The 25,147-nt window shown below is 63.5% G+C and carries 23 protein-coding genes; 13 read left to right on the top strand and 10 right to left on the bottom strand.

What is annotated here, in order from left to right; translation table 11 throughout:
* Positions 1-4 precede the first annotated feature (4 nt).
* Entirely contained in the window at positions 5-982 is a 978-nt protein-coding gene (locus tag ATN37_RS19640; protein WP_019746979.1) for a Zn-ribbon domain-containing OB-fold protein, read from the bottom strand.
* Between the two features lie 73 nt (positions 983-1,055).
* Between ATN37_RS19640 and ATN37_RS19635 the strand changes: the two genes are divergently transcribed.
* Entirely contained in the window at positions 1,056-2,093 is a 1,038-nt protein-coding gene (locus ATN37_RS19635; RefSeq protein WP_042920441.1) for an LLM class F420-dependent oxidoreductase, read from the top strand.
* Positions 2,094-2,264: 171 nt separating this feature from the next.
* Complete coding sequence (locus ATN37_RS19630) at positions 2,265-3,239, top strand: hypothetical protein (protein ID WP_218695525.1); 975 nt, start codon at positions 2,265-2,267, stop codon at positions 3,237-3,239.
* A 136-nt stretch (positions 3,240-3,375) separates the two neighbouring features.
* Here the strand turns inward: ATN37_RS19630 and ATN37_RS19625 are convergent, their stop codons facing one another.
* The gene (locus ATN37_RS19625) at positions 3,376-4,200 is read right to left on the bottom strand and encodes a crotonase/enoyl-CoA hydratase family protein (RefSeq protein WP_007734275.1); all 825 of its coding nucleotides are present in this window, start codon (positions 4,198-4,200) and stop codon (positions 3,376-3,378) included.
* A gap of 79 nt (positions 4,201-4,279) precedes the next feature.
* Here ATN37_RS19625 and ATN37_RS19620 point away from each other — a divergent pair, with 79 nt between their 5' ends.
* Both ATN37_RS19620 and ATN37_RS19615 read left to right on the top strand, forming a co-directional pair.
* Positions 4,280-5,953 (top strand): acyl-CoA synthetase, encoded by a 1,674-nt coding sequence (locus ATN37_RS19620; protein ID WP_039973409.1) that lies wholly within the window; start codon positions 4,280-4,282, stop codon positions 5,951-5,953.
* A complete protein-coding gene (locus ATN37_RS19615) occupies positions 5,953-7,068 on the top strand; it encodes a nitronate monooxygenase family protein (RefSeq protein ID WP_003945863.1) in 1,116 nt (371 codons plus the stop codon). The genes ATN37_RS19620 and ATN37_RS19615 overlap by 1 nt, the downstream gene beginning before the upstream one ends.
* Positions 7,069-7,122: 54 nt before the next feature.
* On the opposite strand, the gene ATN37_RS19610 is transcribed toward ATN37_RS19615, so the two are convergent.
* The 6 genes from ATN37_RS19610 to ATN37_RS19585 all read right to left on the bottom strand — a co-directional run bounded on the left by ATN37_RS19610 (position 7,123) and on the right by ATN37_RS19585 (position 13,665).
* Positions 7,123-7,278 carry a hypothetical protein gene (locus tag ATN37_RS19610; RefSeq protein WP_003945810.1) on the bottom strand — a complete coding sequence of 52 codons (156 nt, stop codon included), beginning with the start codon at positions 7,276-7,278 and terminating at the stop codon, positions 7,123-7,125.
* A 67-nt stretch (positions 7,279-7,345) separates the two neighbouring features.
* Complete coding sequence (locus ATN37_RS19605; protein WP_050655749.1) at positions 7,346-8,083, bottom strand: FadR/GntR family transcriptional regulator; 738 nt, start codon at positions 8,081-8,083, stop codon at positions 7,346-7,348.
* Between the two features lie 60 nt (positions 8,084-8,143).
* Complete coding sequence (locus ATN37_RS19600; RefSeq protein WP_217018381.1) at positions 8,144-8,962, bottom strand: ABC transporter ATP-binding protein; 819 nt, start codon at positions 8,960-8,962, stop codon at positions 8,144-8,146.
* Positions 8,959-11,037, bottom strand: a complete 2,079-nt coding sequence (locus tag ATN37_RS19595) for a dipeptide/oligopeptide/nickel ABC transporter permease/ATP-binding protein (protein WP_256933420.1) — start codon at positions 11,035-11,037, stop codon at positions 8,959-8,961. The genes ATN37_RS19600 and ATN37_RS19595 overlap by 4 nt, the downstream gene beginning before the upstream one ends.
* A complete protein-coding gene (locus tag ATN37_RS19590) occupies positions 11,037-11,996 on the bottom strand; it encodes an ABC transporter permease (protein WP_003945671.1) in 960 nt (319 codons plus the stop codon). Before ATN37_RS19590 ends, ATN37_RS19595 begins: the two co-directional genes overlap by 1 nt.
* Before the next feature lie 43 nt (positions 11,997-12,039).
* Positions 12,040-13,665 carry an ABC transporter substrate-binding protein gene (locus ATN37_RS19585; RefSeq protein ID WP_217018383.1) on the bottom strand — a complete coding sequence of 542 codons (1,626 nt, stop codon included), beginning with the start codon at positions 13,663-13,665 and terminating at the stop codon, positions 12,040-12,042.
* A 274-nt stretch (positions 13,666-13,939) separates the two neighbouring features.
* Here ATN37_RS19585 and ATN37_RS19580 point away from each other — a divergent pair, with 274 nt between their 5' ends.
* Genes ATN37_RS19580 through nagB form a run of 9 tightly spaced genes read left to right on the top strand, consistent with a single transcriptional unit; the run spans position 13,940 to position 22,317 of the window.
* A complete protein-coding gene (locus ATN37_RS19580; RefSeq protein ID WP_217018384.1) occupies positions 13,940-14,998 on the top strand; it encodes a Gfo/Idh/MocA family protein in 1,059 nt (352 codons plus the stop codon).
* Positions 14,995-15,990, top strand: a complete 996-nt coding sequence (locus tag ATN37_RS33020; RefSeq protein WP_217018385.1) for a Gfo/Idh/MocA family protein — start codon at positions 14,995-14,997, stop codon at positions 15,988-15,990. Before ATN37_RS19580 ends, ATN37_RS33020 begins: the two co-directional genes overlap by 4 nt.
* A complete protein-coding gene (locus tag ATN37_RS19570) occupies positions 15,987-17,045 on the top strand; it encodes a Gfo/Idh/MocA family protein (protein ID WP_007734307.1) in 1,059 nt (352 codons plus the stop codon). The genes ATN37_RS33020 and ATN37_RS19570 overlap by 4 nt, the downstream gene beginning before the upstream one ends.
* Before the next feature lie 46 nt (positions 17,046-17,091).
* A complete protein-coding gene (locus tag ATN37_RS19565) occupies positions 17,092-18,021 on the top strand; it encodes a dihydrodipicolinate synthase family protein (RefSeq protein ID WP_218695524.1) in 930 nt (309 codons plus the stop codon).
* 1 nt (position 18,022) lies between these two features.
* Positions 18,023-18,952 carry an ROK family protein gene (locus ATN37_RS19560; RefSeq protein ID WP_058039191.1) on the top strand — a complete coding sequence of 310 codons (930 nt, stop codon included), beginning with the start codon at positions 18,023-18,025 and terminating at the stop codon, positions 18,950-18,952.
* Positions 18,949-19,656 carry an N-acetylmannosamine-6-phosphate 2-epimerase gene (locus ATN37_RS19555; protein ID WP_042449507.1) on the top strand — a complete coding sequence of 236 codons (708 nt, stop codon included), beginning with the start codon at positions 18,949-18,951 and terminating at the stop codon, positions 19,654-19,656. The genes ATN37_RS19560 and ATN37_RS19555 overlap by 4 nt, the downstream gene beginning before the upstream one ends.
* Entirely contained in the window at positions 19,653-20,345 is a 693-nt protein-coding gene (locus tag ATN37_RS19550; RefSeq protein ID WP_217018386.1) for a GDSL-type esterase/lipase family protein, read from the top strand. The genes ATN37_RS19555 and ATN37_RS19550 overlap by 4 nt, the downstream gene beginning before the upstream one ends.
* Entirely contained in the window at positions 20,342-21,526 is a 1,185-nt protein-coding gene (locus ATN37_RS19545; protein ID WP_217018388.1) for an N-acetylglucosamine-6-phosphate deacetylase, read from the top strand. Before ATN37_RS19550 ends, ATN37_RS19545 begins: the two co-directional genes overlap by 4 nt.
* A gap of 11 nt (positions 21,527-21,537) precedes the next feature.
* On the top strand, positions 21,538-22,317 hold the full coding sequence (gene nagB / locus ATN37_RS19540) for a glucosamine-6-phosphate deaminase (protein ID WP_064073834.1): 780 nt from the start codon (positions 21,538-21,540) through the stop codon (positions 22,315-22,317).
* A gap of 9 nt (positions 22,318-22,326) precedes the next feature.
* On the opposite strand, the gene ATN37_RS19535 is transcribed toward nagB, so the two are convergent.
* Together ATN37_RS19535 and ATN37_RS19530 are read right to left on the bottom strand one after the other, a co-directional pair.
* Positions 22,327-23,958, bottom strand: a complete 1,632-nt coding sequence (locus ATN37_RS19535; RefSeq protein ID WP_064073833.1) for a long-chain-fatty-acid--CoA ligase — start codon at positions 23,956-23,958, stop codon at positions 22,327-22,329.
* 61 nt (positions 23,959-24,019) lie between these two features.
* A complete protein-coding gene (locus ATN37_RS19530) occupies positions 24,020-25,141 on the bottom strand; it encodes an acyl-CoA dehydrogenase family protein (RefSeq protein WP_064073832.1) in 1,122 nt (373 codons plus the stop codon).
* Positions 25,142-25,147 lie beyond the last annotated feature (6 nt).

Here is a 25,147-nt window from a genome sequence, read left to right as displayed (position 1 = left end):
AGCCTCACAGGTGGTGTTGGAAGGTGGAGTACTCGGCGTCGGGTTCACCTGTCGGCCGGAAGTATTCGATGTTCTCGAGGGTGTAACCCCACTCTTCGCGAGGCTTCCACTTGGCTTCGACGCGCATGCCCATGCGTACGTCCGCGGCATCACATTCGAGAATCAAGTGCAGGAACGGAATGTCGGCCCCGTCGAGAAGCACGTAGGCGGCCACGTAGGGCGGTTTGATTCGCTGCCCGAGGAACGGGACGTTGACGATGCAGAAGGTGGTGACAATTCCCTTGTCCGGCAGTTCGATCTGCTCGCTCGTCGGCTTCCCGTTGGTGGGATTCGCGCCGCGCGGTGGGATGTAGATCTTGTCTTCGGGTCCGCTGCGACCACCGATGAGCTTGCCTTCTGCGAGACCGCGGAGGTAGAAACTCTCCTCGGCCGAAGCGGAATGCATGAAGTGCAGGTCGACAGGCGTCGTGATCATGGTGACAGGATCGGCGCTGGAATCGACTGTCGCGATTCCATTTTCGCTCTCACCTGGTTCGAAGCACTCGATGTCCTTGATCTGCCCGATCCGCTCCGACGCCCAGCGAGCACGGACCCGCAGGCCGGTGCTGATGTCGTCGGGGGAGTCGACGTCGACTGCGTGGAGCATGGACGTGTCCGCGCCGTCGAGCTTGATCAGGGCCCACGCGAAAGGCTTCGTCAGGGGTTGACCCTCGATGGGTTCGGGCATCCACGTCCAACTCACGACCGTTCCGCCGTCGGAGACTCCGACGAAGTCGGTCAGTGGTTCGGCCGTGTCCGGATCGAATTCCGGTGGCGGCACGAAGACACGACCGTTCGACCCGCGTGCGCCGATCACCTTGCGATCACGCAGGGCAGTCACGAACGCGCCGATGGTCGGTCCCGTCGATCTGGTGTAGTCGAAATGGAGATTCAATGGTGCGCTCAGGGGCTTGTCGGCCACCCCGCTCTTTCCGATGGTCACAAGATCGAGTAGAACAGGTTCTAGAGATTGTGGCAAGAGTCACTTCTGATCACCGGCAATGTGGAGGCCTGCGATGAAGCTTGGGTTGCAACTCGGATACTGGGGCGCACAGCCGCCGGCAAACGCCCCGGAACTGATCGAGGCCGCGGAAGGCGCGGGATTCGACGCGGTCTTCGCGGCGGAGTCGTGGGGCTCGGACGCTTTCACCCCGCTCGCCTGGTGGGGATCGCGCACCGAGACGGTTCGGCTCGGTACTTCCGTCGTACAGATTTCGGCGCGAACACCGACCAGCTGTGCCATGCACGCGCTCACTCTCGATCACCTCAACGGTGGGCGAACGATCCTCGGGCTCGGCGTATCCGGACCGCAGGTCGTCGAAGGTTGGTACGGCCAGCCGTTCGAGAAGCCGCTCGCGCGCACCCGCGAATACGTCTCGATCGTGCGCCAGGTCCTCGCCCGTGAAGCGCCCGTCACCAGTCCCGGTCCACACTACCCTCTGCCGTATGCGGGACCGGGTAGTTCGGGACTTGGCAAGCCGCTCAAGCCCATTACGCACCCGCTGCGTGCGGACATCCCGATCTGGCTCGGCGCCGAAGGGCCGAAGAACGTCGCGCTCGCCGGTGAAATCGCCGACGGCTGGCTGGCGATCTACTACACCCCGCGCCTGGCCCCGATGTACAACAAGTGGCTCGACGAAGGGTTCGCGCGCGCCGGGGCCCGTCGCAGTCGCGAAGACTTCGAGGTGGCCGCCACGTGCCAGGTCATCGTGACCGACGATCGCGCCGCTGCCATCGCTGCTCTCAAGCCGATGACCGCCCTCTACGTGGGGGGAATGGGCGCCCCGGAGTTGAACTTTCACGCGCAGGTCTACAAGCGGATGGGCTACGAGAAGGAGGTCGACGAGATCGGTCGCCTCTTCATGTCGGGCCGCAAGGACGAAGCTGCTGCCGTCGTCCCCGACGAGATGGTCACCGAGACCATGATCATCGGCAACGTCGACGAGGTGCGCGCGGACGTGAAGCGTTGGGAGGAAGCCGGAGTCACGATGCTGCTGGTGACCTGCCGCGACGCCGACCATGTGCGAGAGCTCGCGGCCGCGGTGAGTGGTTGAGCGGGGCACCCCCCATTTTCGAGCGGTACCCCCCCTTTTTCGAGCGAAAGGTACGTTCAGCGCATCTGAGGCGCTGAACGTACCTTTCGCTCGCCCAAAGTTATCCACAGGCGCACCGAAACCCCAGTTCGCCGCCGGGGCCCGCGCTGATGCTCGAGTCATGCTGCAACCATGCGGCGAGGAACGTGGGGCGATGATCTGGACGCGATTTACCGCGTCAGTCGAAGCGGAGTGATCCGAACGGCGGAGTTGGCGCGATTGGGCGTGTCCAACTCCGCAGTGCACACCCGGTGTCGGGTAGGTGGACCGTGGCAGCGCATATTGCCGGGGGTCGTTCTGCTCAGAAACGGTCAACCGACGCCACGTCAACGCTCGATCGCTGCGCTCATGTTGAGCGGTGACGATTCCCTGCTGACCGGGCGATCAGCCATGTCGGAGTACGGATATCGAACGCACTCGGGGGATGTGCAGGTGCTCATCCCCATCGACCGTCGAGTTCAATCGGTTGGGTTCGTCACGGTGGAGCGCACTGTTCGACTGCCCGAGCCGGAGATTCGGAACGGTCTGCGCTGTGCTCCGCTGCCGCGAGCGTTACTCGACGCTGCGAGGCGGTACAAGGCGCTCGATCCCACACGGGCACTCATCGCTGAGGCTGTTCAGCGCGGCGATGTCTCGGTGCGCGAACTTGCGAAGGAACTCGAAGCGGGTAGCAGTCGGGGTTCCGCGCTACCTCGGGTCGTGTTGCGCGAAGTGAACGCGAACGTCCACTCGGTTCCGGAGGTTCACGCGCGAAAATTGTGGCAGCGGAGCGGGCTGCCGGAAATGTTGTTCAACCATGAGATCCGGGATGCCAACGGGGACTTCATCGCAGTTCCGGACGGATGGATCGATTCGGTTGCCTTCGCGTGGGACATCGACTCCTTGGAATGGCATGCCGCGCCGACGGACTACAAGCGCACGGTGGAGCGTCGGACGCGTATGCAGAATGCGGGAATCATCGTGTTGCCGACGGTGCCCAGTGCACTGCGAACGGACCCTGATCGCGTGATCGAGGACCTGCGTGCGCACTACAGATTGGCGCAGTCACGTCCCCGGCCGCAGGTGTTCGCGAGGTCGAGATGGGTGAAATTGGACGAAACCGGCTGAGCGAAAGTGCCTTTCGGCGCACTGAAGGCGCCGAAAGGTACGTTCGCTCGAAAAGGGGGTGGGTGGGACCGAGAGCGGACGGGAAAGGGGGCTCAGGCGGGGTCGGTCAGACGGGGGTGGCTCAGACAGGGGTGGGTCAGACACCCTTGAACTGGGGCGCCCGCTTCTCACCGAAAGCCCGCGGGCCCTCCTTGGCGTCGGCGCTCATGAACACCTTCATACCCAGCTGTGCGTCGATCTGGAAGGCCTCTTCCTCATGCATGCCCTCGGTGTCGCGGATGGTCTTGAGAATCGCCTGCACGGCGAGAGGGCCGTTTGCACTGATCAGGTCCGCGAGCTCCAGCGCCTTGTCGAGGGCTTGGCCGTCCGGGACCACGTGGCCGATGAGCCCGATCTCCTTGGCCTCGGGAGCCTTGATGTGACGACCTGTGAGCAGGATGTCCGCCGCGATCGTGTACGGAATCTGTCGCACCAGACGCACTGCGGAACCGCCGAGCGGGAAGAGCCCCCACTTGGCTTCGGAGACGCCGAACTTGGCGCTCTCACCCGCGACGCGGATGTCGGTGCCCTGCAGGATTTCGGTTCCGCCGGCGATAGCTGCACCCTCGACGGCGGCGATCAGTGGCTTGGTCAACCGACGGCCCTTGAGGAGGCCTTCGATCTTGGACATGTCGACGCCACCGCCCGCGAAGGAATCTCCCGGCGGCTTGGCGGACATGTTCTTGAGGTCGGCGCCGGCGCAGAAGTCGCCGCCCGCACCGGTGAGGATGGCGACACGAATTTCGGGGTCGTTGTCGACCTGATCCCAGGCGTCGACCATGATCGCCATCATCTCGCCGGTGATGGCGTTCTTACGCTCGGGGCGATTCATGGTCACGATGAGAACGTGGCCACGCTTCTCCACGAGGCAATGCGGCGCGGTTTCCGAAATGTCTGATTTTTCGGTCGTCGAAGTGGACACTGATGGCTCCTGGCGGGTCTGTGAGCTGGCTCTCAAATTAGGTCTTGCCAGAAACGGTAACACGTTCTACTTTGAACTCGTGGCCCTTAACATCGCAGACTTCGTAGAGCACGCAATCGACCTCGTTCCGGACCGCGTTGCGCTGGTCTCGGACAACCGCGAGATGACTTATGCACAGTTGGAGGACCGAGCAAACCGCCTCGGTCACTACCTGCGTGAACATGGCGTTCAGCCGGGTGACAAGGTCGGCATCTACTGCCGGAACGTCATCGAGGCGATCGAGGCCATGGTCGCGGTTTTCAAGATCCGGGCCGTGATGGTCAACATCAACTACCGGTACGTCGAGAACGAGTTGCAGTACATCTTCGACAACTCCGACATGGTTGCGCTCATTCACGAGCGCCGCTACTCGGACAAGGTCGCGAACGTCCTGCCGAACACTCCCAAGGTCAAGTCCGTCATCGTGGTCGAGGACGGCACCGATCTGGACTTCAGTGCTTTCGGCATCGGCTACGAGGACGCACTCGCGCAGAGTTCGGGTGAGCGTGATTTCGAAGAGCGCAGCAACGACGACATCTTCATGCTCTACACCGGCGGCACCACCGGAAGTCCCAAGGGCGTCATGTGGCGTCACGAGGACTGGTGGCGTGTTCTCGGCGGAGGCATCAACTTCGTCACCGGAGTTCCGGTCGAGGACGAGTACGAGATGGCGAAGGTCGGCGCCGCCAACCCGAGCATGATCCGCTACCCGATCCCCCCGATGATTCACGGCGGTTCGCAGTCGGCGGTATTCCACAGCCTCTTCGGCGGCGGAACCTGTTTGATGCACCCGGAATTCGACGCCCACGAGGTGTGGCAGAACATCGACAAGCACAAGGTCAACCTGATCTTCATCACGGGTGACGCGATGGGCCGTCCGATGCTCGACGCACTCATCGCCGGAAACCCGGAGACCGGTGAGCCGTACGATCTTTCGACGCTCTACGTGATGGCCAGCAGTGCTGCACTCTTCTCGCCGAGTATCCAGGAGCAGTTCCTCGAACTGTTGCCCAACCGCCTGCTGACGGACTCCATCGGAGCATCCGAGACCGGCTTCGGTGGACTCGCCGTGCTGAGCAAGGGCCAGAAGCACACTGGCGGTCCGACGGTCAAGATCGACGCCTCCACAACGGTTCTCGACGACGACGGCAACGAGGTCGAACCCGGATCGGGCAAGCGCGGCATGCTCGCTCGCAAGGGCAACATCCCGCTCGGCTACTACAAGGACGAGGTCAAGACGGCCGAAACCTTCCGCACCATCAACGGCGTTCGCTACTCGATCCCCGGCGACTATGCGCAGGTCGAAGCCGACGGCACGGTCACGATGCTCGGCCGCGGTTCGGTGTCGATCAACAGCGGCGGCGAGAAGGTGTACCCGGAAGAGGTCGAGGGCGCTTTGAAGGCGCACCCGGACATCTTCGACGTCCTGGTGGTCGGTATCCCCGACGAGCGCTTCGGTCAGCGCGTTGCCGCAGTGGTCCAGGTACGCGAAGGCACGTCGCCGACGCTGCACGACATCGCCACCGCAGCACGCAAAGAGATTGCCGGATACAAGGTTCCGCGCAGCGTGTGGTTCGTGGACCAGATCAAGCGCAACCCGGCAGGCAAGCCCGACTACCGCTGGGCGAAGGCCGAAACGGAATCGCGCGAGGCCGATGATCACAACGGAAACGGCGCTCCTGTGGCGTCCGCAAACGAAAGCGTGGAAGCCTGATGCGTTCGGATCTCGCCGACAAGTTCGGCATCGAATACCCGATTTTCGGATTCACTCCTTCCGAGCACGTCGCGGCCGCGATCAGCCGCGCGGGAGGTCTGGGCGTGCTCGGTTGCGTCCGGTTCAACGACCCGGAAGAGCTCGAAGCCGCACTGACGTGGATGGACGAGAACACCGACGGTAAGCCGTACGGCGTCGACATCGTCATGCCGGCCAAGGTGCCGACCGAGGGCGGCGCCGTCGATCTCGACAAGCTGATTCCGGAGGAGCACCGCGCCTTCGTCAACCGCACGCTCGACGAGCTCGGTGTGCCGCCGCTTTCCGACGACGTCGAGCATGCGACCGGCGTACTGGGATGGCTTCACTCGGTGGCGCGGTCACACGTCGATGTTGCTCTGGGACACCGGATTGCGTTGATTGCGAATGCGCTGGGATCACCGCCGAAGGACGTCATCGATCAGGCGCACGAGAAGGGCGTACCGGTAGCAGCGCTGGCCGGCGCCGTCGAGCATGCGCGTCGTCACGTCGAGAACGGTGTCGACATCGTGATCGCGCAGGGCTACGAGGCAGGCGGTCACACCGGCGAAATTGCGTCGATGGTTCTCGTTCCGGAAATCGTTGATGCACTAGGTGATTCAGCTGCTGTGCTGGCTGCCGGGGGTATCGGCAGCGGCCGTCAGGTGGCTGCCGCACTTGCACTCGGTGCGTCCGGAGTGTGGATGGGCTCGTACTGGCTCACCACGTCCGAATACAAACTCGGCAGTGCATCGGGCGAGGGCCCGTCCGCTATTCAGCGTGCACTGTTGGGCGCGACGTCGGCCGACACCGTTCGTTCGCGCATCTACTCGGGTAAGCCCGCTCGGTTGCTCAAGACCAAGTGGACGGAAGCCTGGTCGAACCCGGGAGCACCGGCGCCCTTGCCGATGCCGCTGCAGAACCTTCTGGTCAGCGACGCTCATCAGAGAATCGCTGCATCGGAGAACCCGGAAGTTGTGGCAATGCCCGTCGGTCAGATCGTGGGACGGATGAACGAGATCCGCCCGGTCGCCGAGGTCATGGCAGAGCTGGTGTCCGGGTTCGAGGACGCGCGAACCCGACTGGATTCGATGAAGTAGTAGATGACACGTGCGTGTGGCCTCGGCCGAGTTTCGGCCGAGGGCACACGTCGTTCAGCCGGCGAGGTCGTCCGGTCCGACGGTGTCCGACAACCATTCTCCGCGGCTGAGGGCGCCGTCGTCGCGGCGGCGTGCGATCACGAAAATGACCAGGGCGGCAGCGAGGACAACTGCGAGAACGCGCGAAGGCGTCAGGTTCGGGTTCTTCATACCTGTAATTTTGCCGGAAGAACGGGCGCGATGGTGAGCCAGCGGAGCAAAATCACGTGTTTCGAAATTACTGCGCTTCGGACGCATGGAGACTGGCGATCCGCTCGCGCAGGCCACCGAAGTGCACATCGAGAGTGTGCGCCGCCTCGACTGCATCACCCGTACGGATCGCGTCGAGAATCGCACGGTGCTTCGACGCGATGTCGATCAGTGGCGTATCCGAATGCCCGATGGCCTGCTGTATCTCGCTGTACACCTGCCAGAAGACGTCCATCAACTGACCGAGGACCTGGTTGTCCAGCGGGGAGTACAGGCGGGAGTGGAAGGTCGCGTCGATGTCGGAGAAGTTCTTCCCGGCTGCGGCACGGACCTCCATGCCGGTGACGAGTTCGTCGAGGTCGGCGTGGTCGGCCGACGTCATCTCGGCCATCGCCGCACCGATCAGTCCGGTCTCGAGTGCCTGACGAATGTCGACCAGTTCCATCGCCTCGTGCCCGGTGCCCTGCAAGGACAACCGGCCACGGAAGGTCAGGCCGTCGGCGAGAGCGTCGAAGTTGCTAGGGGCGACGAACATTCCGAAGCCGTGACGGATCTCGACGACACCCAAGGCCTGCAGAACCTTGAGCGCCTCCCGGAGCGTGTTTCGGCCGATACCCAATTCCTCGGACAGTTCGGCCTCGGTGGGCATCGGGTCGCCGGGGGAGAGCCTGCGTTCGAGGATCAAGTTCATGATGTCCGTCTGAAGTGCGCGCATGCGGTTTTGCGCGCTGAAACGAGCGCCCTGTGTGCCACTCCGGACAGACATCGATTCCCCTTTTCTGATACGAACGTCCTTCATCCTATGTCCGGTCATCCGCTCCATTGGTCAACCCACGTCAACGGTGCGTTGCAGGAGGCTGGGCGCCGCACCCATCAGTTTGGCCGTGTACGCATCGGACGGGCTGTCGAATACTTCCTCGGCCGTTCCCTGCTCGACGATCCGTCCGGCGTTCATGACGACGATGGTGTCGGAGACGTACCGCACCGTCTGTATGTCGTGCGAGATGAACACCATGCCGAGCCCCAACCGAGCCTTGATGTCGCTGAGCAGATTCAGGATCTGCGCTCGCACCGAGACGTCGAGCGCCGACGTCGGCTCGTCGGCCACGATGACGTCAGGTTCGAGCGCGAGTGCACGCGCGATCGCGACACGTTGCCGCTGACCGCCGGAGATCTGGCTCGGGATGACTTCGAGTGCAGATTGGGGGAGCCCGACCAAACCGACCAGCTCGCGAACTCGGGCGGTTCGGCTCGCGCGGTTGCCGATGCCGTGGACGTCGAGTGGATCGGTGAGGATGTCGGCCACCGTCATTCGGGGATTGAGCGCGGTAGCCGGATCCTGGAAGACGATCGAGATCGCTCGGCCGAACTCCTTGCGCACGCCGGCCGACCGGGTCAGAGCGCTTCGGCCGCGAAAGACCACGTCGCCCGACGTCGGCTTCTGCAGTCCGACCATGACTTTGGCCAGAGTGGACTTGCCACAACCCGACTCGCCCACGATGCCGATCGTCGTCCCTCGTCGTACGTCGATACTGACATCGTTGACCGCGTGAACCGTGCCCGGTTTGAACAGTGATCCCGAACGGGTCTTGTGGACGACGTGAATGTTCTTCAGTTCCAGGATGGGTGCTTCAGCTGTAGTCATCGCACGCTCTCCAATTCCGATTCTGTACGTACGGGAGTCGCGGACTGGTTGGCGAACCAATGCTCGGTCCCGTCGACCCGGACCATCTCCGGCTTTCGGAGGGGGTCGGAGTCCGGGCGAGTGGAACGCTCGGCGAAACGGTCACCCGGCGCGAAGTTTCCGGGCGAGGGAACAGTTCCCTGAATCTGATGCAGCCGCGGCGCTTCGTCCTCGATCGAGAGAACGGCCCCGAGAAGGCCCTGGGTGTATTCGTGGCGGGGATCGACGAGCAGATCACTCGTGGGCGCCGACTCGACGACCTGACCGGCGTACATCACCGTGATCTTGTGAGCGAGTGAAGCAACGAGTGCAAGATCGTGGCTCACGAAAACCATGGCAAACCCCAGCTTTTCCCGAAGATCGTTGAGCAAGTCCACGACCTGGGCCTGGACGGTGACGTCGAGAGCGGTGGTGGGCTCGTCCGCGACGATCAACCGCGGACTGCGGGTGAGCGACATGGCGATCAGAACGCGCTGACGCTGACCACCGGAAAGCTCGTGTGGGTAGCTGGAGAGAGTGCGCACCGGATCGAGTCCGACGAGTTCGAGCAGTTCCTCGGCTGTGCGGGTACCGCCGCGCTTCGTTAGCTGCTTGAACTGCGCGCGGATCAGCATCGCCGGATTCAGTGAACTCAGCGCATCCTGGTAGATCATGGCCATGTCGTGCCCGCGCAGCTTGTTTCGCTCCCGGTTGTTCAGCTCGAGGACGTTGACTCCGTCGAACAGGATCTCGCCGGTCACCACTGCCGTCTTGGGTAGCAGACCCATGATCGCCAGCGAGGTGAGCGACTTTCCGCAACCGGACTCGCCGACGAGTGCCATCGTCTCGTTCGGGCGGACGGTGAAGCTCACGTTGTCGACAATCGCCGTGTCTCCGTAGCGTTCCGGGAACCGGATCGTGAGATTGCGGACCTCGAGGAGTGGCGCGGCATCGCCCTCGTACACAAGACGATCGGAGCGGGACCGCTCGGTTTCCGCCAGGATCTTCAGGTGCGTTTCGAGAGGAGTCGGCTCGGCGGCCGGCTCGAGAACATCTTTCACGACGCTCGGATCGGCGAAGTCGTCTATCAACTCCGGAGTGTCGGTGACCGATGCGGCTTCGTCCTCCAGAATGAGCTCGTTGGAGGTCTCCTCCGCTGCAGCGGTCTGCGCTGCTTGGAGCGCGGAGGGCGTCTTCTTGGTCTTCTTCAGACTCGGATCGGCCATCGCGTCCGTCAGGCCCTCGGCGAGCACGTTGAGGGAGAGCACCGTCAGCAGAATGAGCAGGCCGGGGAACACCGTTGCCCACCAACCACCGAGGAGGACCATGTTCTTGCCGTCCGCGATCACCGATCCCCACGACGGGTCCGGGGGACGCACACCGGCGCCGATGAACGACAGGCTGGCTTCCAGCACGATGGCGTCGGCGACCATGACAGTGCAGAAGACGAGAACGGGCGCAGCACAGTTGGCTACGACGTGCTTGACGACGATGTGTGAAGTTCTTGCGCCGATGACCTTTTCGGCCGCGACGTAGTCCTCGCCGTACTGAGCGAGAACGTTTGCGCGAACGACGCGAGCCACCATCGGTGTGTAGAGGAACGCGATAGTGACGATCAGAACCGGGATCGAACCACCGAAGGCCGCGACGAGTACGGCAGCGAGCGCAATGCCCGGGAACGCCATGACCACGTCGAGCACACGCATGATGGTCTCGTCGACGCCTTTTCGGCTCGTTGCGGCCACCGATCCGATGAGAGCGCCGGCGCACAGTGCGAGGAAGGTGGAACCGAGACCGATGGTCAGCGACCAGCGTCCGCCGTAGAGCAAGCGGCTGAACAGATCTCGACCGAGACTGTCCTGACCGAACCAGTGCTCGGCGCTGGGGCCCGCGGTACCCACCGCCTGTTCGAGCGGGGTGTACTGCGTGATCAGCGGCGCGAAGAGGCAGGCGAGCACGATGATCGCGAGAACCGCCATCGACAGCCAGGCCGAGAGGGGGAAGCGAGAAAAGGTGATGCCGGGTCGCGAAAGCTTCTCGGTGAGTTTTCTTCTCATCATGCTGCGCTCCGAAGTCGTGGATTGACGAGCAGGTAGAGGATGTCGACGGCGAGGTTGACGACGACGAAGCCGACCGCGATGACGATGACAACACCCTGAACGACTGCGGGGTCACCGTTGGTGACGCCGTTGATCATGAGCTGACCCATGCCGGGCAGGCCGAAGATCTGCTCGATGACCACAGCGCCACCGAGGAGATAACCGACTCGTAGACCCAGGACGGTGAGCGGGTTGATCAGTGCGTTACGCAACACATTCCGTCCGATCACCACGTGATAGGGCAGGCCGCTGCCGATCGCGGTCCGGACGTAGTCTTTGTCCAACTCCTCGACCATCGACGTGCGGATGATGCGCGTGAGTTGTGCTGCGACGGGCAGTGACAGGGACAGTGCCGGGAGCGCCATGTACCAGAGCCAGTCGCTGACGGAGTCGCTCGGATTGACGTAGCCACCGGTGGGGAACCATCCGAGTTGAACAGCCAGATACTGAATCATCAGCAGTGCCAACCAGAATGACGGTGCCGCCACACCACCGAGGGAGATCACTCGGATGACCTGATCCGGCCAACGATCGCGGAACAGTGCGCTGGTGACGCCGAAGATCAGCGAGAGCACGATGGCGATCACCAGACCGAGAACCGTGAGCTGAATGGTCAGTGGCAGAGCGGTGGAGATCGAATCCAACACCGGGGTACCGGAAATCAGACTGTCACCCATGTTGCCGCTGACCAGATCGGTCACGAAGTGAACGTATTGCAGCGGAAGCGGATCGAGCAGTCCGTTCTCTTCCTTGAACTGCTGCAACTGTTCCGCAGTCGGGTTGCCACCGTTGAACGCCGCGGTTGCGGGATCGGTGGGCGCGAACTGCATCACGATGAAGACGAACGCGATGATGCCGAGGATCAGGGGGATCAGTATCAGTAATCGCCTGATCAGCATGGGGAGGACTCTTGCCATCGGGGGATCTCTCAGTTGTGGGAAACGGCCGAGCGGGCGGGTATCAGGCCGGCTTCGCCTGAAGCAGGTTGACGCCGGGGTACGGCAGCGGAGTGACGTCGGCGATCTTCTTCGGATCCCACGCAGTCAGGAGTTCCTGATGGAGAACCGGGTAGTAGACAGCATTTTCGGCGATCTGGTTCAGGTACGACTGCACGAGGGTGCTGCGCTTTGCCGGGTCGGTCTCGCGGGTGGCTTCGTCCATGGTGGCGTAGATCTTCTGCGCTTCGGGGGTGTCGTCCCACTTGGCGTAGGTCTTCGTCCACAAGCCGCCCTTGCTGTACGTGTAGCGGACGAGAAGGTCGACGTCGCTGCCGAATGCCTGCGGGTTGGACGTACCGGCGGCGATCTGGAACTTCTGGCCGCTGTTGAGCTTGCTCACCATGGCGCTGGTGTCCTGCGGTTCGAGCGTCGTGTTGAATCCGACTGCGTCCCAAGACTCTTTGATGGTCGGCAAGCAGTCGGCCAGCCAGCTGACGTTGGTGGAGAGCAGTGTCAGGTCGAGGCCACTGACGCCGGCGGCAGCGAGGAGTGAGCGGGCCTTGTCCGGATCGTACGAGTAGACGGTGGACGCTCGCGCGTAGTCGGGGTTGCGCTCGTACAGGTAGCTCGTGGCCGGTGCTGCCTTGCCGCCGAGGGCGATCTCGATCATCTTCGGGGTGTTGATCGCGTAGAACATCGCCTGGCGAACACGAACGTCGTCGAACGGTGCCTGAGTGGTGTCGAAGAGCAGGTACATGAGGTTCATGCCCGGGTTGCCCTCGACGGTGCGCCCACCGGAGGTCAGAGTGGGGACGTTGGCGACGGGGATGTTGTCGGCGAGTTGTGCACCGGCATTGTTGCCCGAGACGCGCGCGATGCGTGAGGAGGTGTCGACGATGGAGAGCCAGTTCATGGTCGCGAAGTTGGCCGGACGCGGCCCGTTGTACGCCTCGAAGGCCTCGAAAGCTGTGTTGCTCTTGGGGGTGTGGCTCTTGAGCTTGTACGGACCGGAACCGACGACCAGCGCTCCGGACTTGGCCTCGTCCCAGTGGCCGTCGAAGACGTGCTTGGGCATGATCTTGGCGATCGAGAGACGCTGTGCGGCAGCGCTGAACGGGTAGTTGAAGTTCAGGGTCACCGTTTGGTCGTCGACCTTGGTGACGGACTGCAGCCAGGAGGAGAAGAAGGAGCGGATCAGTACGTTCTGCTGTGGATCGAGGATGCGATCGAAGGTGAAGACGACGTCGTCCGAGGTGACCGGAGTGCCGTCGTGCCAGGTTGCTCCCTCGCGGATTTTCATGGTCCAGTTCGAGGCAGTGGCGTCGGTCGGGACGGCCTGTGCGAGCGCCGCATACGTCTCACCGGTGCCTGGATCGTTTTCGAGCAGTCCCTCGTAGACGTGGTTGACCGCTGCCATGAGGAAACCGGATGCAGTCTGCATCGGGTCGAAGCTCTGGTCGTTGCCGTATCCGATGGCGGTGGTCAGATCGCCGGTGCTCGCAGAACCGCCGACAACCGAGGTCGACGACGGCCCGCCGCCACAGGCCGCGAGAGTCGCGGTGATACCTGCTGCAGCTCCCAGTAGCCCGGTGTACCGGAACAGGTCTCGGCGGGTGAACGCGGAGCTCAGCGGTCGTTCGTTCTTCAAGGCGGCCTCCAAGGCGGGGAGCGGGACATCAAGGGAGTGGATAGGGGATGTCCTATGTTCGACGTCCGATGTTGCGTAACTTACATTGTGGATCAGAAAGCGTCTAGAGAATCTTCGGAACTGGCGGCGCCGAACTTCGACGTTTCGCCGGTTTCGAGCCAAAAATAGTGCGCTCACCTGCATAGATGAAGACTGTGTTACCGGCGTCGAATTGACGAGCGATGACGCTGGCCGTATAACATAGGACATCCCTCATCCAATCTTTGGAGACTTCATGACCCGATACAAAGTCGGTGTGGTCGGTTGCGGATTCTTCGGTAGTTCCCTCGCTCGCGAGCTGGCTGCCCATCCACGTTTCGAACTGACGATGCTGTGCGACCGTGACTTCGAGCGGGCCAAGGACGTCGCCGCAGAGTTCTCGGCGACCCCGACAGACGATCACGACGCGGTGGCCGCTCACCCGGAGTTGGCCCTCGTTGTCGTCGCGACGCCCAATCACGCGCACGCCGAACCTGCCATCGCGGCGCTCGAACACGGCAAGGCAGTTTTTGTCGAGAAGCCACTCGCCGTCGAACTGGTCGATGCGCAGAACATGATCGCGAGCGCTGACGCGAGCGGTTCGCCGTTGATGGTCGGGCACATCATGCGGATGATGCCGGGTGTACGACGTCTGGCGGACCTGCTGGCGTCGGGGGAGCTCGGCGAGGTCGCTGCGATCGAAACGTCTCGCTCACGCTGGATCGACACCGACGGCGCAGATCCACAGTGGTGGAAGCTCGACAAGAGCCGAACGGGTGGAGAACTGACTCACGAGATTCACGAACTGGACCTGATGTGCTGGCTCGGCGGCGAGGTGACTGCCGTGTCGAGCATCGCCACCGCGGACGACGGCTTCCGCAACACAGTGGTGTCGTTCGCCGGCGGCGCGATCGGCAGACACACCATCTCGACGCGTTCACACACTTCGTCGTGGCAGCTGACCGTCGATGCCACCGAAGGTTCGGTCCACGCGGACTTCCACACCGGCCGGGTCAGCCGAGTGCGCGGGGGACAGGTCGTAGAGTCGTGGCCGATCTTCGACGTCGACGCCGAGAACCAATCGTTGATCGACGCTGCGAGCAGGACGCAGAAGTACAACTCGGGCAACGGAGGATCCTCGCTGTGGATGCAGGCTGCGATTCGTCACGAAATCGACGAGATGGCAGCAGTTCTCGACGGCAAGGCTGATCCCGACTCGCCGTTGACGTACGCACGTGAACGCGCACTCGTCGTCGCCGAACAGGTGCGACTCGGTGGCGGCGAACCGGCAGTGCTCTCGGGAAGTGCCAAGTGACGGTGCGTGTAGCCGTCATCGGTAGCGGCGGAATCGCGCGGGACCACGTCAGCGCCTTGGCGCGCATCCCGTCGGTCGAAGTCGCCTACGTATTCGGCAGTGACTTGGACCGGGCCGCATCGGTTGCGGCGTTGGCGCCGGGCGCGAAGGCCAGTACCGATCTGGCGAAGATTCTCGCCGACCCGAGCGTGCAGGCGGTCAACGTCGTCGGGGCCACTCCCGACCACGCACCCGTGACGATAGCCGCGGGCCGCGCGGGAAAGCATGTGCACGTGGAGAAGCCGGCCGCGCTGACAGTCGCGGACTTCGACGCCATGGTCGAGGCCACCGAAGGTGGCGGCACCTCACTGATGGTCGGACAGACCGTACGATTCCAGCCGTCGATCACCTCGATCGGAAACTCGGTTGCACAAGGTGTCATCGGCGACCCCCGGTTGATCCATCTCAGTTGGTACACCGGCCATGTCTGGCCAGGGGGCTGGCGAGGCTGGCAACACGACAAGGAACGTTCGGGTGGTCACCCCGTTCACAACGGAACCCACGCACTCGATCTGGTGACGTGGCTGATCGGTCGTCGTCCGACCCGTGTGTTCGCTCGTAGTTTCCCCACCTTCGCGGCGGGGATGCCCGTGCACGACAGCTTCCATCTGACCGTTCGCTTCGAGGACGGATCGCTGGCTCTGATCGAATTGGCCTACGCGCTAACACAATCGGGAAAGATGGTGCGTCGGATCGTGGTGTCGGGGACTTCCGGCACGCTCGCGCACGACACCGGCGACGACCCGGGACTGATGACGGACACGACCAACGCGCCGCCGTCGTCGATCGAGGACGCGATGTCGCATCAGATGCGTCACTGGATCGCCACTCTCGACGGTTCCGCGAGCCCGATAGTCGAGAACTGGCAGGTGCGTGCAGCTCTCGCGACTGCCATCGCTGCCCAGCAATCGCTCGACACCGGCCGCGCTGTCTCGATCGGAGAAAACCAATGACCGGCACCGGTTCGATCCGCGTCGGATTTGTCAGCGGCGTCAGGCATGCCGGCTCCTATGCGGACCTGTTGCGATCCGATCCTCGAGTGAGCCTGGTCGGGGCCTCCGACGAATCCTCGGTCCCCGATTGGATTCGTGAGGACGGGATCGCGATGGCAAAGGCCGCAGACATCGAGTGGATCGACGAACTCGGCGAGTTGCTCGACCCCGAACGGATTGACCTGGCGATCATCTGCAGTGAGCCGACCAGGCATGCGCGGCTTGCGATTGCCGCATTGAACGCCGGACTCGACGTCCTGGTGGACAAGCCGGTGGGCGTCGACGAGGCGGAGGCCGCGGCGGTTCAGCAAGCCGCACGGTCGAACGGGCGAATCTGCACGGTGGTGAACCGCACTCATTCACCTGCGCTCCGGCGACTGCGCCGATGGATCGACGCCGGAAATCTCGGACTGCCGCGCCACGTCGACATCGAGTTCCTCGCAAGCGGAACACATTTCGCGACGTCTGTCGAGCGTCCCGAACTGGTGGTGGATCCCGCGCTTTCCGGCGGGGGAGAAGTAGTGAACTTCGCCGGTTACGCCGCCGACTACCTCCGATACCTCACCGGCCTGGACGTCACCGAGGTGTACGCCGAGACGAGCACACTCTACGGCGGGGCCCACCAGCAGTTCGGAGTCGAAGACACGGCGTTGATCTCGCTCGCCCTGGAAAACGGCGTCACCGCGACGGTGACCGTCGGAAGAATCCCCGCAGCACCGGGTTTCGGCGCGAATACCGCGACGGTTCGCGTCCTCGGATCCCACGGATACGCGAGTTCCGACGACGACAAACCCGCGGTGACCCACTTCGCGGCCTCGGGAGACGTGACCGCACTACCCATCGGCGGCTTCGGTTCGGACAACGCGGTGTCGAGCTTTCTCTCTCACGTGCTCGATCGACTTCCCACACGGACCGAACCCGACTACACCGTGGCAGACGCCCGCGCGTCGATGCGCGTGATCGATGCTGCCTATCTGTCCGCCTCGAGCGGTCAGCCGGTCTCCGTTTCTCCCTGACAGCCGCACCCACAACTCAATCCGACAACCAACATATGGAGACCCCATGAGCACGGAAACCACCACCTTCAGCGGAATCGTCCCGCCGATCGTCACACCACTGACGCTCGAGGGCGAGGTCGACACCACGTCGCTCGAACGCCTGCTCTCACTGCAGATCGAAGCCGGAGTCGACGGCTTGTTCGTCCTCGGTTCCTCGGGTGAGGTCGGTTACCTCACCGACGCTCAGCGCGCCCAGGTGGTGCAGACGGCCATCGGTCACGTCGGCGGCCAGGTACCGGTCCTCGTCGGAGTGAACGACATGACCACCAACCGGGTCATCGCCGTCGCCGAGCAGGCGCGCGAGGCTGGTGCGGATGCCATCGTCGCGACGGCGCCGTTCTACGCGATCACCGATGCAGCCGAGACGGCAACGCATTTCCGCTCCATCCACGCCGCAGTGGATCTTCCGTTGTTCGCCTACGACGTCCCGGTTCGTGTCCACAGCAAGCTCAGCCCGGCAATGCTGGTCGAGCTCGGTCGCGAGGGAGTCCTCGCCGGTGTGAAGGATTCGAGCGGCGACGACGTCAGTTTCCGTATGTTGCTCCGTCAGTCGGCCGGGCTCGAAAACTTCGCCGTCTTCACCGGGCACGAGGTAGTCGTCGACGGATGCCTGCTGATGGGTGCTTCGGGCGCAGTGCCCGGCCTGGCCAACGTGGACCCGCACGGCTACGTACGACTGTGGCGCGCTGCGCAGGCAGGAGACTGGGCCGCAGCGAAGGCCGAGCAGGATCGACTCACCGATCTGTTCTCCATCGTCGAGGCGCCGACACCGGGTCGCGTCAGTGCCGGTGCCGCGGGTCTGGGCGCGTTCAAGACGGCTCTGGCCCTGCGCGGCGTCATCACCGGCAACACGATGTGCGCGCCGATGCTCTCGCTCGACGAGTCCGAGACCGCAACGATCAAGGTCGTTCTGGAACAGGCCGGGCTCCTCTGACATGACATCTGGGCAGAAGCGATGGATCGGTATCGACATCGGCGGCACCAAAGTGGCTGCCGCGGTGGTGACGTCCGACGGAGACGTGATCGACACCGTTCGTGCGGCAACACCGACGGCGGGTAGGGAAGCCGTTCTCGGGACCGCTACCGCGTTGATCGACCGTCTGAGGGCGAATCACACGGTAGCCGGAATCGGAGTCGGTGCACCGGGAATCATCGATCGGGTGCGTGGCCGCGTCGTCTTCGCCTCCGACATTCTGTCCGGATGGAGTGGCGCCGAGGTTCGCGGAGAACTCGAGGCACACTCAGGCCTACCGGTGACGGTGGACAACGACGTGCGCGCGATGGCCCACGGCGAGAACATGATCGGCGCCGGACGCGGTCGAACCTCTGCACTGTTCGTCTCGATCGGTACCGGAATCGGTGGCGCGTTGACCGTGGGCGGTCAGCTGTACCACGGTGCCCACGGAACAGCCGGCGAACTCGCGCATCTGTTGGTTCCGGTTTCCGGGGCGATAGGTTGCGGTTGCGGCAGAACCGATCACCTCGAGGCAGTCGCGTCTGGCCCGGCGATGGCAGCCGAGTACGCAGCGCGGGCGGGTGTGCCCACTCAACCGTTACAGGCAGTGGTGGCGCTCATGCACTCGGGCGATCCGATCGCCCGTGCCGTGGTCTCCGACGCAGGTACTCTGCTGGGCCGCGTCCTGGCCGGCGTCGCCACCGCATTCGATCCCGAGGTGATCGTCATCGGCGGCGGTGCAGCCCAGATCGGAGCCGACCTCCTGTCGCCGCTGACCTCCGCTTTCCGGGTGGAAGCGATGGGCCCCATTGCCGAAACTGCCATTCTTCCTGCTCGTTTGGGCACCGATGCGCCGCTCGTCGGCGCTGCGCTCCTGGCCGCCGCAACACGAATCGAGGTAACACCGTGACTGTCGAAGAATTGCTCACGATCATCAGCGGGAAGCTGATCGTGTCCTGTCAGGCCGGACACGGCCATGCCCTGCGCGACACCGGGACCATCGAGAGGATGGCCCGCGCCGCGGTCGACGGCGGAGCAGTGGCGATCCGCTGCGGCGGTGTGGGCGGAACCCCGGATGTCGAAGCAGTCGTGTCGGCAGTGAAGGTACCGGTGATCGGTTTGACGAAGATCGGCTCGGAGGGCGTGTTCATCACGCCGACAAGGGAATCAGCCCTCGAAGTCGTGGATTCGGGTGCGCAGATCGTGGCTGCCGACGCCACGCTGCGGCCTCGTCCGGACGGGCTGACCTTTGCCGACACCGTCGACGCGGTCCATGATCGCGGCGGCCTCGTCATGGCCGACTGTGGAACACTCGAGGACGGCGTCGCTGCCGCCGCGGCGGGCGCCGACGTCATCTCCAGCACACTGGCGGGATACACCGAGAACAGCCGACGGCTGGCCGGCCCGGACCTGGAACTGATCTCGGAACTGCGGCAGGCACTTCCAGATGCAGTCCTCATTGCCGAGGGGCGATACCACAGCCCGGAGGATGCGGCACGCGCCATCGCCCTGGGTGCAGACTCGGTGGTTGTCGGAACCGCAATCACGGATCCGGCGTTCATCACGTCGAAATTCGCAGCCGCAGTATCGGGCGCCGAAAGGTCGAGGGTGTGACCCCGACGTCGAAGGCTTTGAAGTCCAGGACTGCTGAACGGATTCGACTGGAGACTTTGCTCGTAGACTCCTCGACGCCGATACGGTGGGTCTTCACCGGCGACAGCATCACTCAGGGATTGACGCACACCGACGGTCATCGAAGTTACGTCGAACACTGCGCCGAGCGCGTCCGTGGTGAACTTTCCTTGTTCAACCACGTCCTTGTCAACACCGGGGTGAGCGGCAATCGATCCTCCGATGTGCGTGCGGGTTTCGCACACCGCATCGAAGTGTTCGAACCCTCGGTGGTGTTGATCATGCTCGGTACGAATGACGCACTGGATGACGAAGAAGGACTGGAGCGGTTTCGAGACGACCTCTCGGACATGATTTTCCGGACGCGAGCGATCGGTGCGGTGCCGATCCTGCAGACGCCGCCACCGATCGACGTCGAGAATGCGCCCACCAGAGCGGGATTGGTTCAGTACGTCGAGGTCGTGCGGCAGGTTGCCGCCTCGACGCGCGTTGTGTTCGTCGACCACTACGCGCAGTGGACGGCCCATTCTCCCGATGGTCCACCGCCGGCTCTCCTGGCTGACGCATTCCATCCGAACGAACAAGGGCACTACGTGCTCGCGGACGCCGTGCTCCGCGAGTTGTCGATCGCGGATACCGAAGTTCCCGTTGTACCGCAGGTGATGTCGTGATACTTCGTGGACAAATTCTGCGTGGACAATTGGTGACCGGTGGTCGATTGCTCTCGGACGGGATTGTCGAGATCTCCGGTGATCGTGTGGTGTGGGCAGGACCCGCGTCGCAGCGAACCGACCCGTTACCCGAACGGCCAGCTGCGGGTACAACGATCATCCCGGGGTTGGTAGACGTTCACTGCCACGGCGCCGGCGGATTCGGTTTCCCCGAGGCAGACGAGTTCGGATCCACCGTGGCTGCCGATCACCACCGGACGAACGGCACGACCTCGGTGATCGGCTCGCTCGTCTCCGCGCCGCCGCAGATCCTGCGCAGTCGCATCGAGCTCCTGGCAGGACTGGTGGACGAGGGTACGCTGGCCGGAATTCACCTGGAAGGTCCATTCCTGTCGGTACTCCGTTGTGGCGCCCAGGATCCCGACAGCATTCTCGACGGCGACCCGGCTCTGCTCGAGTCGCTGCTCGAAGCCGGCCGCGGGCACATCCGCTCGATGACGATCGCTCCGGAGACAGCACACTTCGGCGAACTTGCCTCATTGCTGGAGCGTCACGGTGCCGTCGTGAGTATCGGACACACCGATGCGTCCAACCCGATTGCGACACGTTCGATCGCACACTCGGCGCATGCACCGCTCAGTGCCACTCACCTGTTCAACGGTATGGCTCCGATGCATCACCGTGCTCCCGGCGCAGTGGCGGCATGTCTTGCCGCGGCTGCGAAAGGACAGATGGTGGTCGAGTTGGTCGGGGACGGAGTACATCTCGCCGACGAGACGGTGGCGACGGTGTTCGATCTTGTCGGTCCGCATCAGATCGCGTTGGTCTCCGACGCGATGGCTGCCGCCGGAATGCCCGACGGCCGTTACCCACTCGGGCCTCTCGACGTAGACGTGATCGATGGCGTGGCGCGATTGGCCGGCCAGGGGGAAACGGCCATTGCCGGCGGGACGAGTCGGTTGATGGACATAGTCCGCCGGGCTGTTAATCACGCCGGCGTCGATCTGCTTTCGGCTGTCATCGCAGCGACGGCAACGCCTGCTTCGCTGATGGGGCTGGCCGGAATGGTCGGCGATCTCGTGCCGGGTTGCCGCGCCGATCTGATCGTCACCGGTCCAGAACTCGAAACCCGCGCCGTCATGACCGCTGGGAACTGGCTCATGAACTACACCGAAAGCTGAGGAATCAACCGATGGAAATTGTCATTGTCGACAGTGCGGAGGCGGCCGGCACCGTTGTTGCCGACATCTTCGAACACGCGGTGCATTCAGGTGCACGGACTTTGGGCCTGGCGACAGGATCTTCACCGCTCTCGGTGTACCGCGAACTCGCGCGCCGTCACCGCGAGGAAGGGTTGAGTTTTGCCGGCGTGCAGGCGTTCCTGTTGGACGAATACGTCGGCCTGCCGGAAGGCCACCCTGAGTCGTATGCCCAGGTTATCCGAACGGAGCTGGTGAATCACCTGGACCTGGACGCGGCAAGGGTATTCAGCCCCGACGGAACCGCGCCGGATCCATTTGCCGCCGCGGCGGCCTACGACCGGGCGATTGCGTCGAATGGTCCGGTGGACGTTCAACTTCTGGGCATCGGCGGCAACGGTCATATCGGTTTCAACGAACCGACGTCCTCACTGAATTCGAGGACCAGGGTCAAGACGCTGACGGAACAGACTCGAACCGACAACGCCCGGTTCTTCGAGAGTCCGGGCGACGTACCACGGCACGTGATCACCCAGGGACTCGGAACTATCTGCGAAGCAAAGCATCTGGTGATGATCGCGACCGGCGAGCACAAGGCCGCTGCGATTGCCGCTGCCGTCGAGGGGCCGCTGGCCGCGGTGTGCCCGGCATCGGTCCTCCAACTGCATCCACACGCGACGGTGGTGATCGACGATGCAGCGGCATCACAGCTTCGGCTCACCGAGTTCTACAAAACGGTGTCTGCGCACAAACCGCTTGCTCAGCACTACTGAGATATCGGGCTAGACGGGCTCTCGCGTCTTCTCGAGGCCGAGTGCCATTTCGGGAGTGAGTAATTGGAAGTCGGATTCTCCACGCCGTCGGATCCACACCGGATCGGAGGTGTTCCAGCGTTCGGCGCTCTGCGTTCGAGTGACCACCTTGAACGTCGCCGTTCTCGGGAACTCACTGCACACTCGGATCAAGGTCGGCTTCTGCTTCGGCCCGAGTTCCGGCCGGGAATCGATGTATTCGGCTACGGCTGCCGGGTCGAAGTTGTCAACGTCGCCGACCGGAATCACCGACGCCATGACGCGGTCGCCGACGTCGCTGTCGGGGACTGCGTACACGGACACCTGCGCGAAGCCCGGGTAACCGACCAGGGAGCGTTCGATGGGTGCGGCACCGATGTTCTCGCCGTCCACTCGCAGCCAACCGGAACTGCGTCCCGCGAAGTAGACGTAACCGTCGACGTCGGTGTACGCCAGATCGCCACTCCAGTACTGGCCGTTGCGCATTCGCTCGGCGTCGGCTTCCGGGTTCTTGTAGTACCCGGCGAATGTGCCTGGGCCGGTGACATTGACCAGTTCACCAGTTGCCTCGTCGGCGTTGGTGATCCGGCCGTCGGCATCGAAGACTGCTGGCGGGCATGGCGCTCCGGTGTCGGGATCGAGGATCTTGACGCCGTCCGGGAGCAGTCCGAGGGCGCCTGGCCGGGGAACCGGTGCCGCGGAGATCGAAATGCCGCCCTCGGTGGAACCGAACCCGTCGATGACGCGAGCGTCGAAGCGCCGGACGAAGGTGGCGACGGCGGGCGCCGAACCCTCGTTGCCGTACATGATCTTCAAGGTGTTGTCCCGCTCGTTCGGCACCTCGGGGGTGGAAGCGATGAAGGACAACGGCTTTCCGACGTAGTTGGAGTACGTGATTCCGTACTTGTGAACGTCGGGTAGAAAACCCGAAGCGGAGAACTTGCGTCGCATGGCAATTCCCGCACGAGCGTGCAGCGCGACCGTCCACGCCGCCATCATCGCGTTGGAATGGAACATGGGCATCGCCATGTAGACGACGTCGTCGGCGCCGAGCCCGAAACGATCGGCAAGCATGACCCCGGGAGAGGCCAACTTGTGGTGCGTGCACCGAACCGCTTTGGGATCACCGCTGGTTCCGGAAGTGAAGATGAGCATCAACAGATCGTCGGGCTGCGCCGTCGATGCGTAGGCCGGCGTATCGGCGAAGGGCGCCAACAATTCCGCCCAGGCCGGAGAATCCACGTTGATCACCCGGACGTCGCCGAGATCGACGTCGTCGAGTAGATGTGCCTGGTTGTTCTCGGTGAAGATGACCTGGCAGTCGGAGAGCGCAATGTCTCGCGCCAATGCCGGGCCGCGCCTGGTCGTGTTCAGCCCGGCGGCGACCGAACCCGAGAACGATGCCGCTCCGAGCAGCAGCGAGAACTCGGGGACGTTCTCCATCAGAAGTCCGAAATGCCTGGGGCGCGTTCGATCGAGCAGCGTGTCCAGCAGCGCTGCTCGATCGAACGAGCCTTGAACGTGCTCGCGCCAGGTGATGACCTGGTCCTCGAAACGGATACCGCGGTCGTCGATCTCGCTGACTCCGAGGAGTAGATCGGAAACAGTGGGGCTCTGACTCATAGCTGCATCATCATCGATTCGTCTCGGACCAGGTCATGGATTTCCACTCGGTGGGACGCACTCAGGCAGGGACTGCGGCAAGTTCCTTGCCCAGTGCGCGAAGCTGATCTGTTGCGTTGCCGAGCAGGAACTCGTGATGCTTGGCCGCGAGGAAGTAGCGGTGAACAGGATGGTCCTCGTCCAGACCGACACCGCCGTGAACGTGAACAGCGGTGTGCCCGACGCGGTGTCCCGCATCTGCAGCCCAGAACTTGGCCGTCTGTACAGCGCCGTCGGAAGGAAGTCCTTCGCTCAGACGCCACGCGGCAGCCCACAGAGTCAGACGGACACCCTTGACGTCGATGTATCCGTCTGCGAGGCGCTGGGCCACGGCCTGGAAACTACCGATCGGTCGACCGAACTGCACACGCTCGGTGGCATATTCGGCGGTCAGCTTCAACGCTTGATCGAGCACTCCGTACTGGTAGGCGGTCGAACCGAGCTGAATTCGCTCGACGATCCACGCCGCGATGTCCGATCCCTGGGCAACCGAGCCGAGAACACGATCGGCCGGGATCTGCACCGAATCGAATTCGACGAGACCCGCGCTCGAGAAATCTGTGGTCGATTGCCTGGTAATGCTCACGCCCGCGTCCGACGGTTCGACGAGGAAGACCGCGACGCCGTCCTCGGTGATGGCGGGGACGAGGAACAGATCTGCGAGCGGTGCACTGTCGACGGTGATCTTGGCTCCGTCGATGCGCCAACCTTCGGCGGTCTTCTCGGCACGCGTGACGGGGTGGGCCGGGTCGTCGTTGTATTCCTCGGCGAGGGCCGCGGTGAGTATCTTCTCGCCGGCGGCGGCGGCGCTCGCCCATTCGTCTCGCTGCTTGTCCGAGCCGAATTCCGCTATCGCTGCGGCGGACCCGACGATGGACGTCAGGAACGGAACGGCTGAAACACCGCGTCCGAGTTCGGCCAGGATGCTGCACTGCTCGAGGACCCCGAATCCGTCTCCGCCGACCGACTCCGGAAGGGCCGCACCGAGGACGCCGGCCGAGGCCAGAGCGTTCCACAAGATGGCGTCGAAGCGGTCTTCCGCGGCGTCGAGTTCACGAAGGCGATCGTTGGTGACCAGTTCGGTGACTACGGATCGTGTCAGGCCGGACAGGTCCTGCTGGGCCTCGGTAAGGGTGAATTCCATGATCGT

Source organism: Rhodococcus sp. MH15, assembly GCF_019266045.1.
Lineage (GTDB): Bacteria > Actinomycetota > Actinomycetes > Mycobacteriales > Mycobacteriaceae > Rhodococcus_F > Rhodococcus_F qingshengii.
The sequence above is the reverse complement of the archived record's forward strand: the minus strand, read 5'-3'. Positions and strand labels throughout refer to the sequence as shown.